This window comes from Amycolatopsis sp. NPDC004747 (assembly GCF_053601335.1).
Map to the genome: position 1 here is coordinate 345068 of NZ_JBSGBQ010000004.1, position 21163 is coordinate 366230.

Annotated in this window: 11 protein-coding genes; 10 read left to right on the plus strand and 1 reads right to left on the minus strand. The window is 73.2% G+C overall.

Features of this window, described 5'->3' with window-relative positions; all coding sequences use genetic code 11:
• The first annotated feature begins 51 nt into the window (after window positions 1-51).
• Window positions 52-696: a LuxR C-terminal-related transcriptional regulator gene (locus tag ACWEGE_RS08410; RefSeq protein ID WP_176176690.1), complete on the plus strand. Its 645-nt coding sequence runs from the start codon at window positions 52-54 to the stop codon at window positions 694-696.
• Here the strand turns inward: ACWEGE_RS08410 and ACWEGE_RS08415 are convergent, their stop codons facing one another.
• Window positions 697-1974, minus strand: a complete 1278-nt coding sequence (locus tag ACWEGE_RS08415; protein ID WP_449659776.1) for a sensor histidine kinase — start codon at window positions 1972-1974, stop codon at window positions 697-699.
• A 144-nt stretch (window positions 1975-2118) separates the two neighbouring features.
• Between ACWEGE_RS08415 and ACWEGE_RS08420 the strand changes: the two genes are divergently transcribed.
• From ACWEGE_RS08420 to ACWEGE_RS08460, 9 genes are all read left to right on the plus strand, one after another.
• Window positions 2119-2895, plus strand: coding sequence for an ABC transporter ATP-binding protein (locus ACWEGE_RS08420; RefSeq protein WP_449659777.1), 777 nt, complete (start codon window positions 2119-2121; stop codon window positions 2893-2895).
• Window positions 2895-5465 carry an FtsX-like permease family protein gene (locus tag ACWEGE_RS08425; RefSeq protein ID WP_449659778.1) on the plus strand — a complete coding sequence of 857 codons (2571 nt, stop codon included), beginning with the start codon at window positions 2895-2897 and terminating at the stop codon, window positions 5463-5465. The genes ACWEGE_RS08420 and ACWEGE_RS08425 overlap by 1 nt, the downstream gene beginning before the upstream one ends.
• A gap of 104 nt (window positions 5466-5569) precedes the next feature.
• The gene (locus ACWEGE_RS08430) at window positions 5570-7243 is read left to right on the plus strand and encodes a phytoene desaturase family protein (protein ID WP_449659779.1); all 1674 of its coding nucleotides are present in this window, start codon (window positions 5570-5572) and stop codon (window positions 7241-7243) included.
• A gap of 104 nt (window positions 7244-7347) precedes the next feature.
• Window positions 7348-7614 (plus strand): acyl carrier protein, encoded by a 267-nt coding sequence (locus ACWEGE_RS08435; RefSeq protein WP_244210627.1) that lies wholly within the window; start codon window positions 7348-7350, stop codon window positions 7612-7614.
• Window positions 7615-7617: 3 nt separating this feature from the next.
• Window positions 7618-8241 (plus strand): DUF2786 domain-containing protein, encoded by a 624-nt coding sequence (locus ACWEGE_RS08440; protein WP_449659780.1) that lies wholly within the window; start codon window positions 7618-7620, stop codon window positions 8239-8241.
• Entirely contained in the window at window positions 8238-9455 is a 1218-nt protein-coding gene (locus tag ACWEGE_RS08445) for an acyl-CoA dehydrogenase family protein (protein WP_449659781.1), read from the plus strand. The genes ACWEGE_RS08440 and ACWEGE_RS08445 overlap by 4 nt, the downstream gene beginning before the upstream one ends.
• Entirely contained in the window at window positions 9446-10411 is a 966-nt protein-coding gene (locus ACWEGE_RS08450) for a pyridoxal-phosphate dependent enzyme (protein WP_449659782.1), read from the plus strand. The genes ACWEGE_RS08445 and ACWEGE_RS08450 overlap by 10 nt, the downstream gene beginning before the upstream one ends.
• The gene (locus ACWEGE_RS08455) at window positions 10411-20322 is read left to right on the plus strand and encodes an amino acid adenylation domain-containing protein (RefSeq protein WP_449659783.1); all 9912 of its coding nucleotides are present in this window, start codon (window positions 10411-10413) and stop codon (window positions 20320-20322) included. The genes ACWEGE_RS08450 and ACWEGE_RS08455 overlap by 1 nt, the downstream gene beginning before the upstream one ends.
• Window positions 20319-21131 (plus strand): ABC transporter permease, encoded by an 813-nt coding sequence (locus ACWEGE_RS08460; protein WP_449659784.1) that lies wholly within the window; start codon window positions 20319-20321, stop codon window positions 21129-21131. The genes ACWEGE_RS08455 and ACWEGE_RS08460 overlap by 4 nt, the downstream gene beginning before the upstream one ends.
• Window positions 21132-21163: the final 32 nt, after the last annotated feature.

A 21163-nucleotide genomic window follows, 5' to 3' on the forward strand; every position in this document is an offset into this window, starting at 1 on the left:
CCCTAAGATGGGTGTCGTCGTAGTCGGGCTCGAAGCGGGGGACGGACAAACGTGCGCGTGGTCATCGGAGAAGACCAGTTCCTGCTCCGGGACGGCCTGGTGCGGCTGCTGGAGGCGCACGAATTCGAGGTCAGCGCGGCCGTGGACAACGGGCCGGACCTGCTGGAAGCCATGCTGCGCGAACGGCCGGACATCGCGATCGTCGACATCCGGCTGCCGCCGTCGTTCACCGACGAAGGCCTGCGCGCCGCGATCGAAGCGCGCCGCCGGATCCAGGGCTTCCCGGTGCTCGTCCTTTCGCAGTACGTGGAACGGCTGTACGCCGACGAACTCCTCGCCGACGGCGAGGGTTCGGTCGGCTACCTGCTCAAGGACCGCGTGTTCCACGGCGACCAGTTCGTGGACGCCGTCCGCCAGGTCGCCCTCGGAGGCACGGTGATGGACCCGGACGTGGTGACCCGGCTGCTGACCCACAACACCCGCGACGACCGCCTGGAGCGGCTGACGGCCCGCGAGCGCGAGGTCCTCAAGCTGATGGCCGAAGGCCGGTCCAACAGCAACATCGCGGGCGTGCTGGTGGTCTCGGAGAAGGCCGTTTCCAAGCACATCAACAACATCCTCGCCAAGCTGAACCTGCCGCAGTCCGAAGACGCCAACCGGCGGGTGCTGGCGGTGCTCGCGTACCTGAAGCACTGATCAAGGCGCCAGACCGCAGGGGATCTCGATCGTCACCATGGTCGGGCCGCCGAGCGGGCTGAGGATGGTGACGAAGCCGTCGAGCGGGGCGAGCCGCTTCTCGATGCCGCGCAGTCCCGAGCCGCCCTCGGTGTTCGCGCCGCCGCGGCCGTTGTCGCTGACGTTGATCACCAGCCGGCCGAACTCGTAGTGGACGTTGATCGCGCCGCTGTCCGCGCCGGAGTGCTTCATCGCGTTGTTCAGCAGTTCGGACACCGAGAAGTACGCGGCGGTCTCCACCGCCAGCGAAGGCCGGCCGGGCAGGTCGATCGTCGTCTCGATGCGCAGCGGGTTTTCGATGGCCAGGGTGCGGATCGCGTCCGCGATCCCGCGGTCGACCAGCACCGGCGGCTGGATGCCGCGGACGAGGTCGCGCAGCTGCTGCAACGCCTTGGCCGAACTGTTCTTCGCCTCGTCCATCAGGGACCGGGCCGCTTCGGGGTGCGAATCGAGCACGCGCATGGCGGCGTCGAGCGTCATCCCCATCGCGACGAGGTGCGTCTGGGCGCCGTCGTGCAGGTCGCGCTCGATGCGGCGCAGCTCGGTCGCCTGCGAACCCACGGCGTCGTCCCGGCTTTCCGCCAGGTGCTGCACGCGGTTCGTCAGCCGGGTCACCTCGGTCGGCGCCAGCAGCGTCGCCGCGAGCCGCGCGTGCAGCTTCAGCAGGTGCGGTGCGCTCCACAGCGCGAGCGGGAAGTGCGCCAGGCCGAGGATGGCGGCGAACCAGGCCGTCGGCCGGTCGTCCACCGGGAGCACGACGTACCAGGTGCCGAGCCACTCCGCCGCTTCGGTCCCGACCAGGAACGGCATCGTGAGCCCGCGGATCCCGTGCAGGATCAGCAGCAGCGGGGTGAGCGTGAGCAGGATGCCGAGTGAGCTGTCGACCAGCAGCCACAGCGCGTCGCGCCAGTTCGCGCGGTCGCCGAGCAGGTGGTGGCAGCGGCGCACCGGGGTGCTCCCGGCCGGCTCCGGCAGGTACGGGGACGGGATCCGCACGCCCGACCACGCGTCGGCCGACGCGCGGACCCGGTCGGTCAGCGACCGCATCAGCAACACCGCCGGGGGCAGCACGAACAGTCCCACGCCCACGCCGATCAGCGAACCGGCGGTGACCACGACGACGAACACCACGAGTTCGGTCACCGCCACCACGGCGAGCGCGCCGCCGCGCAGCGTCGCCAGGCCGCCGTCGCGCAGCAGCGACCGCGTCATCGCCGCGACCGGGCTTCCGCTAGTCATGGCGCCCATTATGCGCAGGCGGGGCCGTTCTCCGCGGTAGTGCTAACCCCCGCAAACTTCCGCTCCCTAGCACCCTCGGAAACGGCGCCCCGGCTTCGTAACGTGGTCGCGGTAAAGAACGAAGGACGCGCAGGGGAGCCGCAGATGTACCAGCAAGGCGACACGGCCGAAGTCGTGCGGCTGCTGTCCGTACGCAAGGCGTACGGCAGGAACGGGGCGCAGGTGCTGGCGCTCGACAACGTGACGGCGGGCTTCACCGCCGGCACGTTCACCGCGGTGATGGGACCGTCGGGGTCGGGCAAGAGCACGCTGCTGCACTGCGCGGCCGGCCTGGACAAGCCGACGTCCGGCTCGGTCGTGCTGGGCGGCACCGACCTCAGCGCGATGCGCGAGGTGGAGCTGACCCGGTTGCGGCGCGACCGGATCGGGTTCGTGTTCCAGGCCTTCAACCTGCTGCCCGCGCTGGACGTCGAGCAGAACGTGACGCTGCCGCTGCGGCTGGCGGGGCGGCGGGCCGACGCGGCCTGGGTGCGCCGGGTCATCGAGCAGGTCGGCCTCGGCAAGCGGCGCCACCACCGGCCCAGCGAGCTCTCCGGCGGGCAGCAGCAGCGGGTGGCGATCGCCCGCGCCCTCGTCACCCACCCCGAAGTGATCTTCGCCGACGAGCCGACCGGCGCGCTGGACACGCGTTCGGCCCAGGAAGTGCTGAACCTGCTGCGGGAGGCGACGAGCGTGGCCCGGCAGACGATCGTGATGGTCACCCACGACCCGGTGGCCGCCTCCTACGCCGACCGCGTGCTCTTCCTCGCCGACGGGCGCGTCGTCGACGAGCTGCGGCAGCCGAACCCCGAAGAGGTGGCCCGCCGGATGACCGGCCTGGTCGCCCGCGCCGAGCGACGGCCGAGCGAGCTGACGCGCTGATGCTGACCCTCGTCCTGCGCACCCTGCGCTACCGCACCGGTGGCTTCATCGCCACCCTCGTCTCGGTGTTCGTCGGCACCGCCGTGATGCTCGCGTGCGGCGGCCTGATGGAGACCGGCATCCGGACCGTCATCCCGCCGCAGCGGCTGGCCGCCGCGCCGATCGTGGTGGCGGGCAACCAGTCCTACGACCTGCCCACGGTCGGCCACGGCGAAGACGCCTACCACGAGACGGCGACGCTGTCCGAGCGCGTCCGGCTCGACGAAGGCCTGGCCGGCACGATCAGCGGCGTGCCCGGTGTCGCCCACGTGGTGCCGGACGTCTCCTTCCACGCCGAGGTGCTCGGCGACTCCGGCGGCCCGTCGGTGCCCGGCACGCAGGCCGGCCACAGCTGGGTTTCCGCGGAGCTGGCGCCGTACCGGCTGACCGAGGGCCAGGCCCCGATCCGCGAAGGCGAAGTCGTGCTCGACTCGGCCACCGCCGGGCGGATCGGCGCGCACGTCGGCGGCAAGGTGGACATCGCCGTCCGCGGCGGCGTCCACTCCTACCAGGTCACCGGGATCGCCGACGCCGGCCGCTTGATGGCTTCCGACGCGGTGTTCTTCTCGCCCGCCGAGGCCGCCGGGCTGCGGTCCGCGGCCGGGCAGGTGGACGCGTTCGGCGTCCAGCTCGCGCCCGGTGCCGACGTCGCCACCGTCAACGCGCAGGTCGCCGCCGCGGTGCGCGACCAGCGCGCGGTGACGCTGACCGGTGACGCCCGCGGCACCGCCGAGTTCGCGAAGGCCGCCGGCGACGGCGAGCTGCTGATCATCCTCGCGGCCGTGTTCGGCGGCCTCGCGGCCCAGGTCGCCATGTTCGTCGTCGCGAGCACCCTGACGCTTTCGGTGCAGCAGCGCCGCCGCGAAGTGGCCATGCTGCGGGCGATCGGCGCGACCCCGCGCCAGCTGAGCCGGATGATCACCGGCGAAGCGATGATCATCGGCGCGCTCGGCACCGCGCTGGCCATCGTCCCCGGCGTGCTGCTCGGCGACTGGCTCTTCGCGCGGCTGACCGGCTTCGGCGTGATCCAGCCGGTGCTCAAGTTCGAGCAGGGCTTCTACCCGGTCGTCGCCGCGGCGATCGTGGGCCTGAGCTCGGCGTGGGGCGCCGCGTTCGTCGCCGCCCGCTACGCCGGCCGCACGCGTCCGGTCGAAGCCATGCGGGAGACGGCGATCCCCACCCGCTGGCTGACCCCGACGCGGCTGTGGCTCGGGGTGTCCAGCCTGATCGGCGCGGTCGCGCTGGCCTACCTGACGATCACCGTCGTCGACGGCCCCTTGGCGGCGAGCACGGCCGGACCGGCCGTCACGCTGGTGGCGACCGCCGTCGCGCTGTTCGCCCCCGGCCTGACCAAGCTGCTGGTCGGGGTGCTGCGCCGGCCGATCCGGGCCTTCGGCGGCCTGCCCGGCTACCTGGCCTCGCTGAACGCCCGAGCCCGCTGGATGCCGATGGCCGGTGCGGTCACGCCCATCATGCTCGCCACCGGGCTGGCGATCTTCATGCTGTACTTCCAGACCACGGAGGTCGCGGTCGCGGAAAAGCAGTACACCGACTCGCTGCTCGCCGACGCCGTCGTGACGTCGGCGACCGGTGACCTGCCGCCCGACCTGATCGCCAAGGTGCAGCAGGCTCCCGGCGTCGGCGGGGCCACGGCGTTCGTGACCAGCAAGGGGTACAACGAAAAGCCGTCGGACGCCACCCAGGACGAAGACGGCGTGGACCTCACCGGCATCACGGCGGACGGCGTCGCGAAGGCGTGGGGGAGCCTCGTCGCGAGCGGGCAGCTGGACGCCCTGCGCGGCAACACCATCGCCCTGCCCGCGGATCTCGCGCAGCGGCTCGGGGTCGGGGTGGGCGCGAAGATCGTCATGCGGCTGGGCGACGGATCCCGGGCCACCTTGGACGTGGTCGCGACGCTGCGGACCACCGCGGCCTCGGCGTCGGCGCTGATGCCGGCCGACACCCTTGCCCCGCACACGGCCGCCGGCGCGGCCGACCGGATCCTGGTCATGGCCCGGCCCGGTACGGCGGAGGGCGATCTGCTCGCGTCGCTGCGCAGCCGCGTCGGGGACGTCGAAGGCGTGCAGGTGGCCGGCCGGGAGGCGCTGACCAAGGCGTTCCTGGCTGAGGTCCAGGCCAACGCCTGGGTCAACTACCTGATCGTCGGGCTGCTGCTGGTGTACGCCGCGATCTCCATGGTGAACACGCTGGTGATGGCGACGGCGGACCGGCGCCGGGAGTTCGGGCTGCAGCGGCTCATCGGGTCGACGCGGGGGCAGGTGATGCGCATGATGGCCGTGGAAGCCGGGATCGTGGCCGCCATCGGTGTCTTCCTCGGCACGCTGGTCGCGGCGTCGATGCTGGTGCCCTTCAGCGCGGCGGTGTCGGACAGCCTCGTCCCGTCCGGTCCGTTGTGGATATATCTGGTGATACTCGGGCTGGCCGTCGTGCTCACGGTGGTGGCCACGTGTGCGCCGACGTGGTTCACGTTGCGCACCAGGCCGTCGCCTTCGACGCTCGCCCCTGAATAGGTGACCTCGGGCGGCCGGGGACCCCAGCCGCGCTGACGAGCCCCTCCCCCGGATTGTCAGCGCGCGGTCAGCCCGAGGTCACCGCCCCGGCATAGCGTCGGGGCGTGAACACCGAAGAGAACGCCGGGCGCTGGGACGCCATCGTGGTCGGCTCCGGGATCGGCGGCCTCGTCTGCGCCGGGTACCTGGTGGCGAGCGGGATGCGCGTCCTCGTGCTCGAGCAGCACGACGTCGCCGGCGGCAACAGCCACGTGTTCCGCCGCCGTCGTGCCTACCAGTTCGACGTCGGGGTGCACTACCTAGGCGACTGCGGGCCGGACGGCCTGCTGCCGAGGGTGCTCTCGGGTCTCGGCCTCGGGGACCGGGTGCGCTTCCACCCGATGGACCCCGACGGGTTCGACCGGATCGTCCTGCCCAGCGTCACGGTGGACGTGCCGACCGGGTGGGACCGCTACGCCGACCGGCTGCGGGCCGCGCTGCCCGCGGAGGCCGATGGCCTCACCCGCTACGTCGAAATCTGCGCCGCCATCGCGCAGGCCTGCCGCCAGTCCGCCTTCGCGGCGGGCCCGGCGGCGAAGGTGCCGGCCGTGATGGTGCGCTGGAGCCGCCGCACGCTGGCGCAGCTGTTCGACCACTGCGGCCTTTCGGCACGGGCGCGCACGGTCCTGGCCGCCCAGTCCGGCAACTACGGGTCCGCGCCGTCCGGCACGCTCGTCGTCGCGCACACGATGATGCTCGACGACTACCTGCGCGGCGCCTACTACCCGGAGGGTGGCGGGCAGGTGATCGCCGCGTCGTTCGTCGAGCTGCTGGAGTCGCACGGCGGCACGCTGCTCACCCGCACCCGGGTCGGGGAGATCCTGGTCGAAGGCGGGAAGGCGGCCGGGGTCCGGCTGGTCGACGGCACGGTCCACCGCGCGCCGATCGTCGTGTCCAATGCGGACTACCGCCGCACGGTCCTGGAACTGTGCGGTGGCCGGGAAAACCTGCCCGAGCCGGTGGTGGCCCGTGCGGAGACGGCGACGATGCGCCTGCCGCTGGCCGTCTGCTACGTCGCGCTCGACCGGGAACTGCCGCTGCCCAGCGCGAACATCTGGTACTGGCCCGGCGAAGACGTCGACGCCGCCTACGCGCGGGTGGAAGCGGGCGACCTCGACGAGCTGCCGTTCGCGTTCCTGTCCTTCGCCTCCCTCAAGGACCCGGTGCCGGGTTCGGCGTGCCCGCCGGGGCACATGAACTTCCAGATCATGACGGCCTGCCCGCCCGGCTACGCGCACTGGGGACTCGCCGACGGCCCGGCGCACGGGGCCCGGTACCGCCGCGAACCCGGCTACCTCGGCGCGAAGAACCGGCTGACCGAACAGATGCTGGACCTCGCCGAGGCGGCGATCGGCCCGTTCCGCAAGCACCTCGTGCACGCCGAGACGTCGACGCCGCTGACCCAGGAGCGCTACACGCTTTCGACCGGGGGCAGCGCCTACGGCCTGCAGACCTGGGGCCGCGTCGGGCAACGGCCGGATATCGATTCCGGCATCGACGGTCTCTACCTGACCGGCCAGAGCATCTTGCACGGGGGCGGGATCGTGGGGGTCGCCACCGGGGGCGCGTTGTGCGCTTCGACGATCCTCGGCCGTCCGGTGCTCGCGGAGGGGGCACTGGGGAACCCCGAGCTGCTCCCGGAGCGCGAGCCCGGCTGGGACCCGCTGCGCACCTCCCGGGGCCTGCGGCGGCGCGAAGCCCGCGGCCTCGCCCTGCTCGACCGGGTCGTCGCCGGGTAAGGACGCGACACACCGGAAAGAAAGAACTCGGGGCCCGGTTCCGGGCCCGTGGGTAATGACTGCTGTCTTCACGAAGGGAATGGTGAGCCAAAGTGACGGAAGCCGTGGCTGAATCGACGGAGGTCCTGGACGACCGCGTGGTCGCGGGGATCTGCGCCGCACTCGAGTCCGTCCTGGAGGCGGAGGTCGCCGACCTCGGCCCGGAGACCCGGCTCGCGGACGCCGGCCTCGACTCCACCGGCGTGCTGGAACTGCTGATGCAGCTGGAAGAGGCGCTGGGCATCGAATTCGACGCCGAGAACCTCGAAATGAGCCACTTCGAGTCGGTCGGGTCGCTGGCCCGGTTCGTCTCGGCGGAAATGGCCGCCTGAGCGATGACCACGATCTCGCCGCCGATCACGGCGACCTGGCTGCGGTGCCACGACACCGCCCGGGCGGAAGGGATGGCCCCGGCACTGGCCGTGCTCCACGCGGCCCTGCCTGCCGGGGCGGAAGCGGCCGGGACCGGCGGTGCCGCGGTGCGGCCGGCCGGACCGGCGGACCGCGACGGCGACGTGCTCGTGGTCCGGACGGCGGAGCTGCCCGGCGGCCCGGTCGTCCTGGTGCGGACGCTCCGGCCCGCCGGCCACCCCGATCCGGTCCTGGCGACCGGGGCGGTGTGGCTGCGGCTGGGCCTGTCCGGTGCCCTGCTCGACACCGGGCTCGCCTACCTGGGCGGGCGGCGCAGCGGCGACACCACCCTGCTGCGCCGCCAGATGGTGCAGGGTGCCGTCGCCGAGGCGCTGACCGGGCAGCTCGAGGTGCGGGCGTTCCTGACCGCGCACGAGCAGGGCCCGCCGCCGGCCGCGTTGGCCTACCTGCACCGGCGGCTCACCGAAACCGACCGGGTCCTGCTGCGCCTGCTGGGCGCGGCGGGGTACGTCCGCAGCGGTGCGGGCGAGGTCGCCGACGTCTCCGAGCTGCTCGCCGGGGCCTACACCCCGGAGGCCGCGGCGTGACGGCGACCGTGCTGGACGACCGCCTGGTGACCCTGCGGGACGCGGCCCGGCAGTGGGGTGCGGAGTTCCGCGCCGCGGGCGCCGGGCTCGACACCGACCCGGACCGCGTCGGCGAGCACCTGGACCTGGCCGGTGTCCGCTGCCTGGCCACCATGCTCGTCCCCGAGGAGTTCGGGGGCGCGGGCCTGCGCCTGGGGGAGCACCGCTTCCACGGCATGACGGCGATCGAGCGGGCGGTGGTGCTCGAAGAGCTCGCCCGGGGCGACGCCGGCCTGATGCTGGCCAGCCCGGGTGCGTCGATGTCCGGTGTGCTCGTCGACGTGCTGGCCGACCGGGAGCAGAAGGAGTGGTTCTACGGCCGGCTCCTCGAGCGGCCGACCTGGACGTTCTTCGCGCTCACCGAACCCGACCGGGGCTCCGACGCCACCGCGCTGGAGACGGCGCTCTCGGCACCGGACGGCGGCACGCACCGCCTCGACGGCCGCAAGAAGTACGTCGGGAACGCCGCCCGGGCCGCGCTCGGGGTCGTGTTCGCCCGCACCGGGCCGGGCCCGCTGGGCGTGACGGCGGTCCTGGTGGACACGGCGGACCCGGGCTTCCACGCCGAGCCGCTGGAGTCGCTGGGCCTGCGTGCCGCGCGGATCTGCGAGCTGACGCTGGACGGCGTCGAGGTGCCCGCCGAGCGCGTGCTCGGCCGGGACCGCTCGCCCGCCCGGCGGGGCATGTGGGCCTGCGTGCAGACGTTCAACCGGCTGCGGCCGGGGGTCGCCGCGATCGCGGTCGGCATCGCCGCGGCCGCCCACGACTACGTGCTGGCCGAGCGCGGCCCGCTCGACCGGGGCGGCCGCGACCGGCTCGAGGAGCTGGGCCGCCGCATCGAGGGCGTGCGTCACCTCGTGCAGCTGTCCGCGATCGAGGTCGACGCCGACGGCTCCCGCGGCCACCTCGCCTCGGCGGCCAAGGCCGAAGCGTGCCGGCTGGCCGAAGACGCCACGCTCGAAGCCTGCGGCTTCTTCGGGCCGCGGGCCCGCTGGGACCACCCGGCGCTGGACAAGCTGGTCCGGGACGCCCGCGGCGTCGAGTTCATGGAGGGCGCGGGAAACATCCAGAAGCTCACCGTCTTCCAGGGCCTGACCACGGGGAAGCTCGGCCGCACCGAGCCGTTTCCCGCCCACGCCGGGAAATCGCCGACCGGAGGTTCGTCGTGCGGGTGATCACGAGGCCGGAGGAGTTCGACGTCACGGACCTCTACGTCGACCTCGAACACATCGTGGGCCGGCGGGTGCTGATGAAGTGCGAAGGCTTCAACTTCGCGCGTTCGAGCAAGCTGAAGCCGGCGCTGGAGATGGTGACGCTGGCCGAGCGCGCGGGCGTGCTGCGGCCGGGCTCGACCATCGTCGAGACGTCGTCGGGCAACCTCGGCGTGGCGCTCAGCCTGGTCGCGGCCAGCCGCGGGTACCGGTTCGTCTGCGTCACCGACCCGCGCAGCACGCTGCTCACCCGGCAGCTGATGCAGAACCTCGGCACCGAGGTGCTGGTCGCCCCCGACCCGGCCGCCGGTCTGCGGCTCGTGCGCCGCCTGTGCGCGGAGAACGACGGCTACACCTGGCTGGACCAGTACGTCAACGCGGGCAACTGGATGGCCCACTTCCGGTCGACCGGCCCGGACATCCTGCGCACGGTGCCGGACCTCGACGTGCTCTTCGTCGGGGTGGGCTCGGCGGGCACCCTGACCGGCTGCGCCCGGTACCTGCGCCAGGTCCGGCCGCAGGTGCGGATCGTGGCCGTCGAGTGCGTCGGTCCCGGGCCGCGGGCCGCGCGGCGCAGCACGGCGGTGCGCACCAGCGTGCGGTTCCCGGTCATCGACATGTCCCTCGTGGACGATCTGGTGCGGGTCGACGAGGCGGCCGCGATCCGCGCGTGCCGCCGGCTCGCGCTGAGCGGGTTCCTGCTCGGCGGCGGCTCCGGCATGGTGCTGGCGGGCGCGCTCGGCTGGCTGGAGGACAACGACGCGGCCACGGCGGTGGTGATCTCGCCCGACCTCGGCGACCGCTACCTGGACACGATCTACCAGGACCAGTGGGTCAAGGACAACTACGGTCCCGAAGCGCTGCTCGACGGCGCCGAACACGAAACCCCGTACGCCAAAACACTCTTCGAGGTGCCCTGATGACCGCGGTCGACGCGTTCCTGCCCCTGTCCACCGCACAGACCGACGTCTGGTACGACGAACAGCTCTCCGGTGGCGGCCTCGCCTACGCGATGGCGGACTACCTGGACATCACCGGCCCGCTGGACGTCGAGGTGTTCCGGACCGCCCTGCGCGCGCTGGCCGACGAAGCCGAGTGCTTCCGGGCCCGGTTCGTCGAGGTCGAGGGTGAACCGCGGCAGCTCATCGAGCCGCTGGACGAGCTCCCGATCCGCTACCCGGACGTGTCCGGGGAGGCCGACCCGGAGGCCGCCGCGCTCGACTGGATGCACGAGGACATGCGTCACCCGTTCTCGTTGGCGGACTTCCCGCTGTTCCGCGGTGCCCTGATCAAGGTGGGGGCGCAGCGGCACTTCTGGTACCTCACCACCCACCACCTCATCGGCGACGGCTTCAGCGCCGCGATCTGCCACCGCCGGCTGGGCGAGCTCTACAACGCGCTGCTGAACGGGGAAGACCCCGGGCGCAGCGCCCTGCCGCCGTTCCGGCTGCTGCTCGACGCCGACCTCGCCTACCAGGACTCCCCGCACCGGCTGCGGGACAAGGAGTTCTGGGGACGGCACTTCGACACCACCCCCGACCTGGTCAGCCTGTCCGGCAAGGAACCCGCCCCGGCCCGCGGGTTCCTGCGGCGCACCATGGTGCTGCCGCCGGAGACGGCGAAGGCCGTGCGCGAGGCGGCCGCGGGCGCGAAGGTGACGCTGCCGACGTTCTTCATCGCCGCGATGGCGGCCTACACGCAACGGCTTTCGGGCATCAAGGACCTGCTGCTGACCGTCCCGGTCGCGGCGCGCGCGGGCGTCCGCTCGCGGGCGACCCCGGGCATGGTCGCGAACTACCTGCCGCTGCGGATGCTCGTCGAGCCGCAGACGTCGATCGCGCAGCTGCTGGCCCAGGCCTCGAGCGAGCTCGCCGCGACCCTGAAGCACCAGCGCTACCACGTCAACCAGATCCGCCGGGACATCGGCGTGCGCAGCGACGAGCGGCGCCCGTTCGGCGGCCCGTTCGTCAACGTGCTGCCGCCCGAGCCGGGGCTGCGGCTCGGCGAGTGCCACACGCGCGTGATGAACCTGTCGACCGGGATCACCAACGACCTTTCGCTGACCGTCCTCGACGTCACCGAGGACATCATCGAGATCCACCTCAACGGCAACCCCGACCTCTACGACGCCGACGGCGTCACCGCGCACCTCGAGCGGCTCGCCGGGTTCGTCGGCCGCCTCGCCGAGGCCGACGCGTCGGCGGTGCTGGGCTCGGTCGACGTCGTGTCGGCCGACGAGCTCGGTGAGCTGCTCGCCGCCGGCGTCGGTGCCACCGGTCCGGTGGGTGCCGACGTGGTGACACGGGTGCGTGACATCGCGCTCGCTTCGCCGGCCGCGCCGGCGGTGGCCGACGGCGGGGACTGGGTTTCCTACGGCGCGCTGGCGGGCCGGGCGAGCGCGCTGTCCCGCCGGCTGACCGGCGGTGGCCTGATCGGTGTGCTGGCCGAGCCCGGCGCCGGGTTCGTGACGGCCGTGCTCGGCGTGCTGTGGTCGGGCGCCGCCTACGTGCCGCTGGACGCCGGGATGCCGGTGGCCCGCCTGGCCGGGCTGCTCGCCGACGCGGGCGCGAACGCCGTGGTGGTGGGCCCCGGGTTCGAGGACCTGGCCGCCGAGATCGCCGGTGGTGACACCGGGATCGTGGTTCTGGACGACGCCGAGGACTCCGAGTGGGCGCCGGTTCCCGGCGGCGATGCGGGTCTGGATCTGGGGTACGTGATTTTCACGTCGGGTTCGACGGGTCGTCCGAAGGGTGCGATGGTGCACCGTCGGGGGATGGTGAACCACCTGCTGGCGAAGGTGGAGGACTTGGGCTTGGCGTCGTCGGACGTGGTGGTGCAGAACGCGCCGGTGACGTTCGATGTTTCGGTGTGGCAGATGCTGGCGCCGTTGCTGGTCGGTGGCCGGGTGCGGGTGGTTTCCCGTTCGGTCGCGGCGGATCCGGACGCGTTGTTCGGCCTGATCCGTTCCGAGGGTGTCTCGGTGCTGGAGGTCGTGCCGTCGCTGTTGCGGGCGGCGCTGGATTCCTGGGACCTGGCCGAACAGCAGCCGGACCTGGCGGGACTGCGCTGGCTGGTCGTGACCGGTGAAGCGCTGCCGCCGGACCTGTGCACGCGCTGGTCCGCGCGGTTCCCCGAGGTGCCGCTGGTGAACGCCTACGGCCCGACCGAGTGCTCGGACGACGTCACGCACGCGGTGATCCGATCCGGTGTCGACGTGGTCCCGATCGGCCATGCCGTGCGGAACTCGCGGCTGTACGTGCTGGGTGACGAGCTGCGTCCGGTGCCCGCGGGGGCGATCGGCGAGCTGTTCGTCGGCGGCCTGGTCGTGGGCCGCGGTTACGTGGGCGACCCGGCGCGGACGGCCGCGGTGTTCGTGGCGGATCCGTTCGGTGGCGCCGGAACGCGGATGTACCGCACCGGCGACCGGGTCCGGATGCGTCCCGACGGGCAGCTGGAGTTCGTGGAACGCCGTGACTTCCAGGTCAAGATCCGCGGTCACCGCATCGAGCTCGGCGAGATCGAAAGCGTGCTGCGATCCGTGCCCGGCGTCCTGGACGCCGTCGTGCGGGTGCTCACCGACGCCGACGGCGGCAAACGCCTCGCCGGCTACCTCGTCGGCGTCGACGCCGACGAGCCGATCGACGCCGGTGCCGTGCGCAGCACCGCCCAGCAGCTGCTGCCGGACTACATGGTGCCCTCGGCGCTGGTCGTGCTCGACGAGCTGCCCCTCACCGAGCACGGCAAGGTCGACCGTGCGGCGCTGCCCGCCCCGGACTTCCGGGCCGAGGTCGTCGGACGCCGTCCCCGCAACACCGTCGAAACGGTCGTCTGCGACATCCTCGCCGAGGTGCTTTCGGTGCCGCGGGTGTACATCGACGACAACTTCTTCGCCCTCGGCGGCGACAGCATCAGCGCGATCCAGGTCGCCGGCCGGGCCCGCACGGCGGGCATCGAACTCACCCCGCGGGACATCCTCGAGCGCCGGACCCCGGCCGCGATCGCCGAGCAGGTCTCCGTTCGCGAGCCGGGCGCCGAAGCCGTCGCCGTGGCCGACGGGCCGCTGGTCGAGCTGACCGGCGAGGAGCTGCGGGAGCTGGTGCCCGAGGGCGGCCGCATCGAGGACGCCTGGCCGCTTTCCGCGCTGCAGCAGGGTTTGCTGTTCCACTCCGAGTTCGACCCGGACGGCGTCGACGTCTACACCGTGCAGGCCACCGCGGACCTCGACGGCCCGCTCGACGTCGAAGCACTGCGCCAAGCGTGCGCCGCGCTGCTGCGCCGGTACGCGACCCTGCGCGCGTACTTCCGGCACCGCCGCGGCGGCGACGCCGTGCAGCTGATCGCCGCCGAGGTCGGCCTGCCCTGGACCGAGCTCGACGTCTCCACGCTGCCCGAGGCCGAGCGCGAGGAGCGGCTGGGCCGGCTGGCGGCCGAGGACCGGGAACGCCGGTTCGACCTCGCACACCCGCCGCTGGTCCGGTTCACCCTGGTCAAGGTCGCGGCCGGGCGGCACCGCTTCCTGTGGACCGCCCACCACATCGCCACCGACGGCTGGTCGGTGCCGATCCTCATCCGCGAGCTGGCCGCGCTGTACGCGCAGGGCCCGGCGGCCGCGCTGCCGGAGGTGGCGCCGTTCCGGAACTACCTCGCCTGGCTCGGCCGCCAGGACGAGCGGGAAGCCCGCCAGGCGTGGCGCGAAGTCCTCGACGGCCTCACCGAGCCCACGAAGGTGGCCCCCGAGGTCGACGGCCACCTGAAGGCGGTGCCGGAGTCGGCCGAGGTGGTGCTGTCCCGCGACGAGACCGCCGAGCTGGTGGCCTGGGCCCGCGGGCACGAGCTCACGCTGAACACCGTCGTGCAGGCCTGCTGGGCGATCCTGATCGGCAGGCTCACCGGGCGGCGGGACGTCGTGTTCGGCTCGGTCACCTCCGGGCGCCCGGCCGAGCTGCCCGGCGTGGAGACCATGGTCGGGATGTTCATCAACACGGTGCCGGTCCGGGCCGATCTCGACCCGGCGGGCACCCTGGACGAGCTGCTGGTCCGCCTGCGCGACCAGCAGGCCCGGATGTCGGCCTACCAGCACGTCGGGCTCGCCGAGGTGCAGAACGACGTCCCCGGCCTGGCCGGCACCGGTGAGCTGTTCGACACCGCCATCGTCTTCGAGAACGTGCCGGCCGACGGCGAGCGGACCGAGGTCGTGCTGGGCGGCGACGTCCGCGTGCTCGACGCGGTCACCGAGGACTCCCGGCACTACCCGCTCAGCCTGGTCGTGAACCCCGGCCCCGAACTGGCCTTCCGCTTCGACTACGCGCCCGAGGCGTTCGACGCGGGGCGGGCCGCCCGGATCACCGGGATGTTCCGGCACCTGCTCGGCACCGCCATCGCCGATTCTTCGGTGGCGCTCGGTGCGATCGACGTGGTGCCGCGGGAGGAACTCGAGCGGGGCGCCGGCGCCACCGGTCCGGTGGGTGCCGACGTGGTGGCGCGGGTGCGCGAATTCGCGCGGTCCGCCCCGGAAGCGCCCGCGGTGTCCGACGGTGACGGGTGGGTGAGCTACGCGTCGCTGGCCGGCCGCGCGAGTGCGTTGTCCCGCCGGTTGGGTGGGGGCGTGGTCGGGATCCTGGCCGACCCCGGGGCCGGGTTCGTGACGGCCGTGCTGGGCGTGTTGTGGTCCGGGTCGGCGTACGTGCCCCTGGACCCGACGCTGCCGGTGGCCCGGCTGGCCGGGCTGCTGGTGGATTCCGGCGCCGCGTCCGTCGTGGTGGGTGCCGGCTTCGCGGACCTGGCGGCCGAGATCGCCGGCGGCGGCACCGAGATCGTGGTCCTGGACGACGCCGAAGACTCCGAGTGGGCGCCCGTCGCGGCCGGTGACGCCGGTCTGGACCTCGGGTACGTGATTTTCACGTCGGGTTCGACGGGCCGTCCGAAGGGTGCGATGGTGCACCGTCGGGGGATGGTGAACCACCTGCTGGCGAAGGTGGAGGACTTGGGCTTGGCGTCGTCGGACGTGGTGGTGCAGAACGCGCCGGTGACGTTCGATGTTTCGGTGTGGCAGATGCTGGCGCCGTTGCTGGTCGGTGGCCGGGTGCGGGTGGTTTCCCGTTCGGTCGCGGCGGATCCGGACGCGTTGTTCGGCCTGATCCGTTCCGAGGGTGTTTCGGTGCTGGAGGTCGTGCCGTCGCTGTTGCGGGCGGCCTTGGATTCCTGGGACCTGGCCGAGCAGCCCGACGTTTCGGGGTTGCGCTGGCTCGTGGTGACGGGGGAGGCGCTGCCGCCGGACCTGTGCGCGCGGTGGTTCGCCCGGTTCCCGGACGTGCCGTTGGTGAACGCCTACGGCCCGACCGAGTGCTCGGACGACGTGACGCACGCGGTGATCCGGTCGGGTGTCGACGTGGTGCCGATCGGCCGTGCGGTGCGGAATTCCCGGCTCTACGTGCTGGGTGACGAGCTGCGTCCGGTGCCCGCGGGGGCGATCGGCGAGCTGTTCGTCGGTGGCCTGGTGGTCGGCCGCGGCTATGTGGGCGATCCGGCGCGGACGTCGGCGGTGTTCGTCGCCGATCCCTTCGGCGAGCCGGGAACGCGGATGTACCGCACCGGCGACCGGGTCCGGATGCGCCCGGACGGGCAGCTGGAGTTCGTGGAACGCAGGGACTTCCAGGTCAAGATCCGCGGTCACCGCATCGAGCTCGGCGAGATCGAAGCCGGCCTCGCCGCGCACGCGGGTGTCGGGGAGGCGGTCGTCACCGTGCACGGCACCGGCAACGACCGGCGGCTCGTCGCCTACGTCACCGGCACCGCCACCGCCGACGAACTGCGTGAACACCTGACCGCGCAGCTGCCGGCGTACATGGTCCCGGGTGCCTACGTCGTCCTCGACCGCTTCCCGCTGACCGCGCACGGCAAGATCGACCGCAAGGCGCTGCCCGCGCCGGACCAGCAGGGCGGCGTCGCCGCCCGCGGGCCGCGCACCCCGGTCGAAGCGACGTTGTGCGAGATCTGGGCCGACGTCCTCGGCGTCCCGGAGGTCGGCATCGACGACGACTTCTTCGTCATCGGCGGGCACTCCCTGCTGGCGAACTCGGTCGTGAGCCGGGTCCGGTCCGCGCTGGCCGCCGAACTGTCCATTCGCGACCTGTTCGAGGCGCGGACGGTCAGCCGGCTCGCCGGGCGGCTCGTCTCCGCGGGCCAGGCGGGCGCCGGGTTCCGGAAGCTCGACCGGCCGGAGCGGATCCCGCTGTCCCACGCGCAGACCCGGATGTGGTTCCTGAACCGGCTGGAAAGCGCCGGGTACAACATCCCGCTGGCCGTCCGGCTCGGCGGCGCGCTGGACCCGGTGGCCCTGGCGGCCGCGCTCGGCGACGTCGTCGAGCGGCACGAGATCCTGCGGACCGTCTTCCCGGACGTCGACGGGGTCCCGTACCAGCGGATTCTGCCGCCTGCCCCGGATTCGCCGCTCGCCACCGCGACGGTCGCCGAGGACGAGCTCACCGCGGCCCTCACCGAAGCCGCCGCCCGCGCGTTCGACCTCGCCACCGACCGCCCGCTGCGGGCCACCCTCTACCGCGCCGGCGACGAGCACGTGCTGCTGCTCGTCCTCCACCACATCGCGGGCGACGGCTGGTCGGTGGACGTCCTGGCGCGCGACCTGGCGACGGCCTACGACGCCCGGGCGCGGGGTGCCGCGCCCGGCTGGGCGGAGCTGCCCGCGCAGTACGCCGACTACGCGGTCTGGCAGCGCGAACTGCTCGACGACCGCCAGGCGGTGGACCGGCCGTGGCAGTACTGGCGCGACGCGCTCGACGGCCTTCCCGAAGAACTGCGGCTGCCCGCGGACTTCCCGCGCCGGGCCGCGACCGCCTTCCGCGGCGGCTCGGTCGGCTTCGAGGTTCCGCCGTCCGTCCACAAGGCACTGACGGCGCTGGCCCGCCGGTCCGGCGCGAGCGTCTTCATGGTGCTCCAGGCGGCGGTGGCCGCGCTGCTGACCAAGCACGGCGCGGGCACGGACATCCCGCTGGGCAGCCTCGTCGCGGGCCGGTCGGAGGAGGTGACGAACGACCTGGTCGGGTTCTTCGTGAACACGCTGGTGCTGCGCACCGACACCGGCCGCAACCCGACGTTCGCCGAGCTGGTCGGCCGGGTGCGCGACACCGACCTCGAGGCGTACGCGCACCAGGACCTGCCGTTCGAGCTCCTGCTGGAGCTGGCCCGCCCGGCGCGGTCGCTGGCGCGGCAGCCGCTGTTCCAGGTGATGCTGTCGTACTACGAAGTCCCGGACCCGCGCTTCACGATCGGCGACCTGTCGGTGCGGCCGGAGATCCTCCCGGCGACCGGCGCGAAGTTCAAGTTCGACCTGACGTTCCAGCTGGGCGAGCGGCCGGGGGAGGGGGGCTTGGAGGGCAGCATCGAGTACTGCGCGGACCTGTTCACCCCGGAGACGGCGGAGCTGCTCGCCACCCGGCTGGGCCGGTTGCTGTCGGTGGTCGCGGAAGACCCGGAACTGCCGTTGAGCGGAATCGAGCTGGCACCGGGCGAGGCGGCGGTGTCCGTGGCCCGGACCGCGGAGCCGGCGGAGCTGCCGGAGCTGCCGGAGCTGTCAACCGGCCGCGGACCGGCCCTGATCTGGGACGGCGGCCGGCTCAGCCACGCCCAGCTGCGCCGCAAGGTGACCGCGGAGGCCCGCAAGCTGAAGGCGCGCGGGGCCGGTCCGGAGTGGACGGTCTCGATCGCGACGGCCGCACCGGCGGACCGCGTGGTCCAGGTCCTGGCGGCACTCGAAGCGGGAGCCGCGTACCGGCTGGCCGGCCCCGCCACGCAGCCGGAGGTGACTGTCGTCGAAGGCGACGCCACCGCCGGACCGGTGTCTCCCGCGCACGCGGCCGCCCACCTGCCCGACGGCACGGTGCTCTCCCGCCGCGCGCTTGCCGAAACCGTTGCCGCCCTTCGCGGTTCCATTCCCGACGGCAGCCGGGTGATCGTCCCCGACCTGCCCGAGGCGACCACCGCCACCCTCGCCGCGCTGGCGGCCGGCGGCTCGGTGCACCTCGTCGAATCCGAAACCGGTGATGCCGCCGCACTGGCCCGGCTCCTCGAAGGCGAGCTGCCCGCCGTCCTCCTCGCCACCTCCCACCAGGTCCGGGCGCTCGTGGCCGGCCACGAACCGGCACTGGCCGGCGTGCGGCTGATCGTCACCGGCGAACCCCTCGCCACCCCGCTCACCGAGCGGCTCCACCGCGCCGGCGCCGAAGTCCACACCCACTACCGGACCCTCACCGGCCCGGCCGAACCCGGCACCCTGCCCCACCCCGCCCGTGCGTACGTCCTCGACGAAACCCTCCGGCCCGTCCCGCCGGGCGCACACGGCGAGCTCTGGCTCGCCGGACCGGCCCTCGCCCGCGGCTACGCGGGACAACCCGGCCGCACCGCCGCGCATTTCGTCGCCGACCCCTTCACCCCGGGCGCCCGCATGGTCCGCACCGGCGACGTGGTCCGCCGCCGGCTCGACGGGCGCCTGGAGCCGGCGGCCGGAGCCGTGCGGGTCCGCGGGTTCGCCGTCCGGCCCGTCGAGGTCGAGGCCGCGCTGCTGCGGCACCCCGGCGTCACCGCGGCCGAGGTCGTGGTCCGCGACGACCAGCTCGTCGCCTGTGTCGTCGGCCGCGGTGAGGACCTGCGTGACCACCTCGCCCGGGAACTGCCGGACTTCGCGGTCCCGTCGGCGATCGTCGAACTCGAGGCCATCCCGCTGACGGCGGACGGCGGCCTCGACCACGCGAAGCTGCCCGCACCCGAACGGAAGACCGGCACCCCGGCCGAGGAGGTCCTGCGGCTGGCGTTCGCCGAGGCGCTCGACCTGCCCGAGGTCGACGCCGACGCGGACTTCTTCGCACTGGGCGGCAACAGCCTGCTGTCCGTCCGGCTGGTCGCGCTGGCCCGCAACGCCGGCCTGCGGCTCACCGTCGCGGACGTCCTCACGCACGGGACGGTCGAGCGCCTGGCCGCCGTGGCCGGCACCGGCGGCGGCGGCGGCGACGTGCTCGACCCGTTCGCCCCGGTGCTGCCGATCCGGCCCGACGGCGACCGGGCGCCGCTGTTCTGCGTGCACGCGGGACTCGGCCTGAGCCTGCCCTACCTCGGGCTCGTCCAGTACCTCGACCCCGGCCGCCCGATGTACGGGCTGCAGTCGCCGAACATCGGCTCGGGCGGCGAGCTGCCGGTCAGCGTCGAGGACGTCGCCGAGGAGTACGCCGCCCGGATCCGCGCGATCCAGCCGTCGGGCCCGTACCACCTGCTCGGCTGGTCGTTCGGCGGGCTGCTGGCGCACGAAATCGCCGTGCAGCTGCAGGAAGCGGGCGAGCGGGTGGAAACGCTGTGCGTGCTGGACAGCTTCCCGGTCGAGGCCGCTGGCCAGGCCCCGCCCACCCGGCAGGAGCTGCTCGTCAGCTTCCTCGAACACCTCGGTCACGACGCCGACGAGGACGCCGAGCTGTCCCCGGCCGCCGTCATCGACGTCCTGCGCCGCGGCGGGTCACGGCTGGCCGGGATCGGCGAGGAGCGGATGACCCGCGTGCTCGACGTGATGAGCAACAACGGTGAGCTCGCCGTCCGGTACGAGCCCGCCCGCTTCTCGGGCCGGCTGCTGCTGTTCCTGGCGGCCGAGGGGCGCTCCGAAGCCGACCTCGCCGAGCGGCCCGGCCGCTGGGCACCGTACGTCGACGGCGCGGTCGAACCGCACCGCATCGGCTGCGGGCACGAATTCATGATGCACCCGCAAGCCCAGGCCGCCATCGGCCGGATCGTCGCCGCCGCTCTGGACGGCTCTTCCGAGGAGGACGAATGACTGTGATTGCCCCGGCGCGGACCGGGCGGGTTTCCGACGCCGTGGTGGAGGTGCTGGCGCTCGCCGGGCGCCGGCTCACCCACCTGCGCAACGTGCCCGCCCGTCTGCTCGCGGTCACGCTGAACCCGCTGATCACCATGCTGGCGATCGGGTACGTGTTCAAGGACGCGGTGATCGTGCCGGGCAGCGGCAGCTACCCGGAGTTCCTGTTCCCCGCCGCGCTGATGCAGGTCGGCCTGGCCGGCATCGCGCCCACCGCGATCGCCGTGGCCACCGACCTCAACGGCGGCCTGACCGACCGGTTCCGCTCGCTGCCGATCGTCCGGCCCGCCGTCCTGATCGGACACTCGCTCGGCGACTTCGTGGTCGGCCTGATCGCCCTCGCCATCACGGTGGCCTCCGGCCTGCTGGTCGGCGGCCGGGTGCACACCGGGTTCCTGCCGCTGCTGGGCGGGCTCGCCCTGCTCGTCGTGTTCCTCTACGCGATGATCTGGGTCGGCATCCTGCTCGGCCTGTCCCTGCGCAACCCCGAGGCGATCGACGGCATCGGCGCGGTGGCGACGCTCGGCCTTTCGTTCCTCTCCAACGCCTTCATGTCGACCGACCGCCTTCCGGCGTGGCTGCGGCCGGTGGCGGAGTGGAACCCGGTCAGCTCGGTGACCACGGCGGTCCGCCGGATGTGGGGCACGCCGGTCGACGAGACCGGCTTCCCGGCCCAGCACCCCGGCGTGGTCGTGGCGATCACCCTCGTCCTCACGCTGGCGCTGACCGGCTTCCTGAGCTTCCGCAAGTACCGCACCATCGCGTAGTCAGGTGGCGGTCAGCGCGCCGTCAGCCCCGC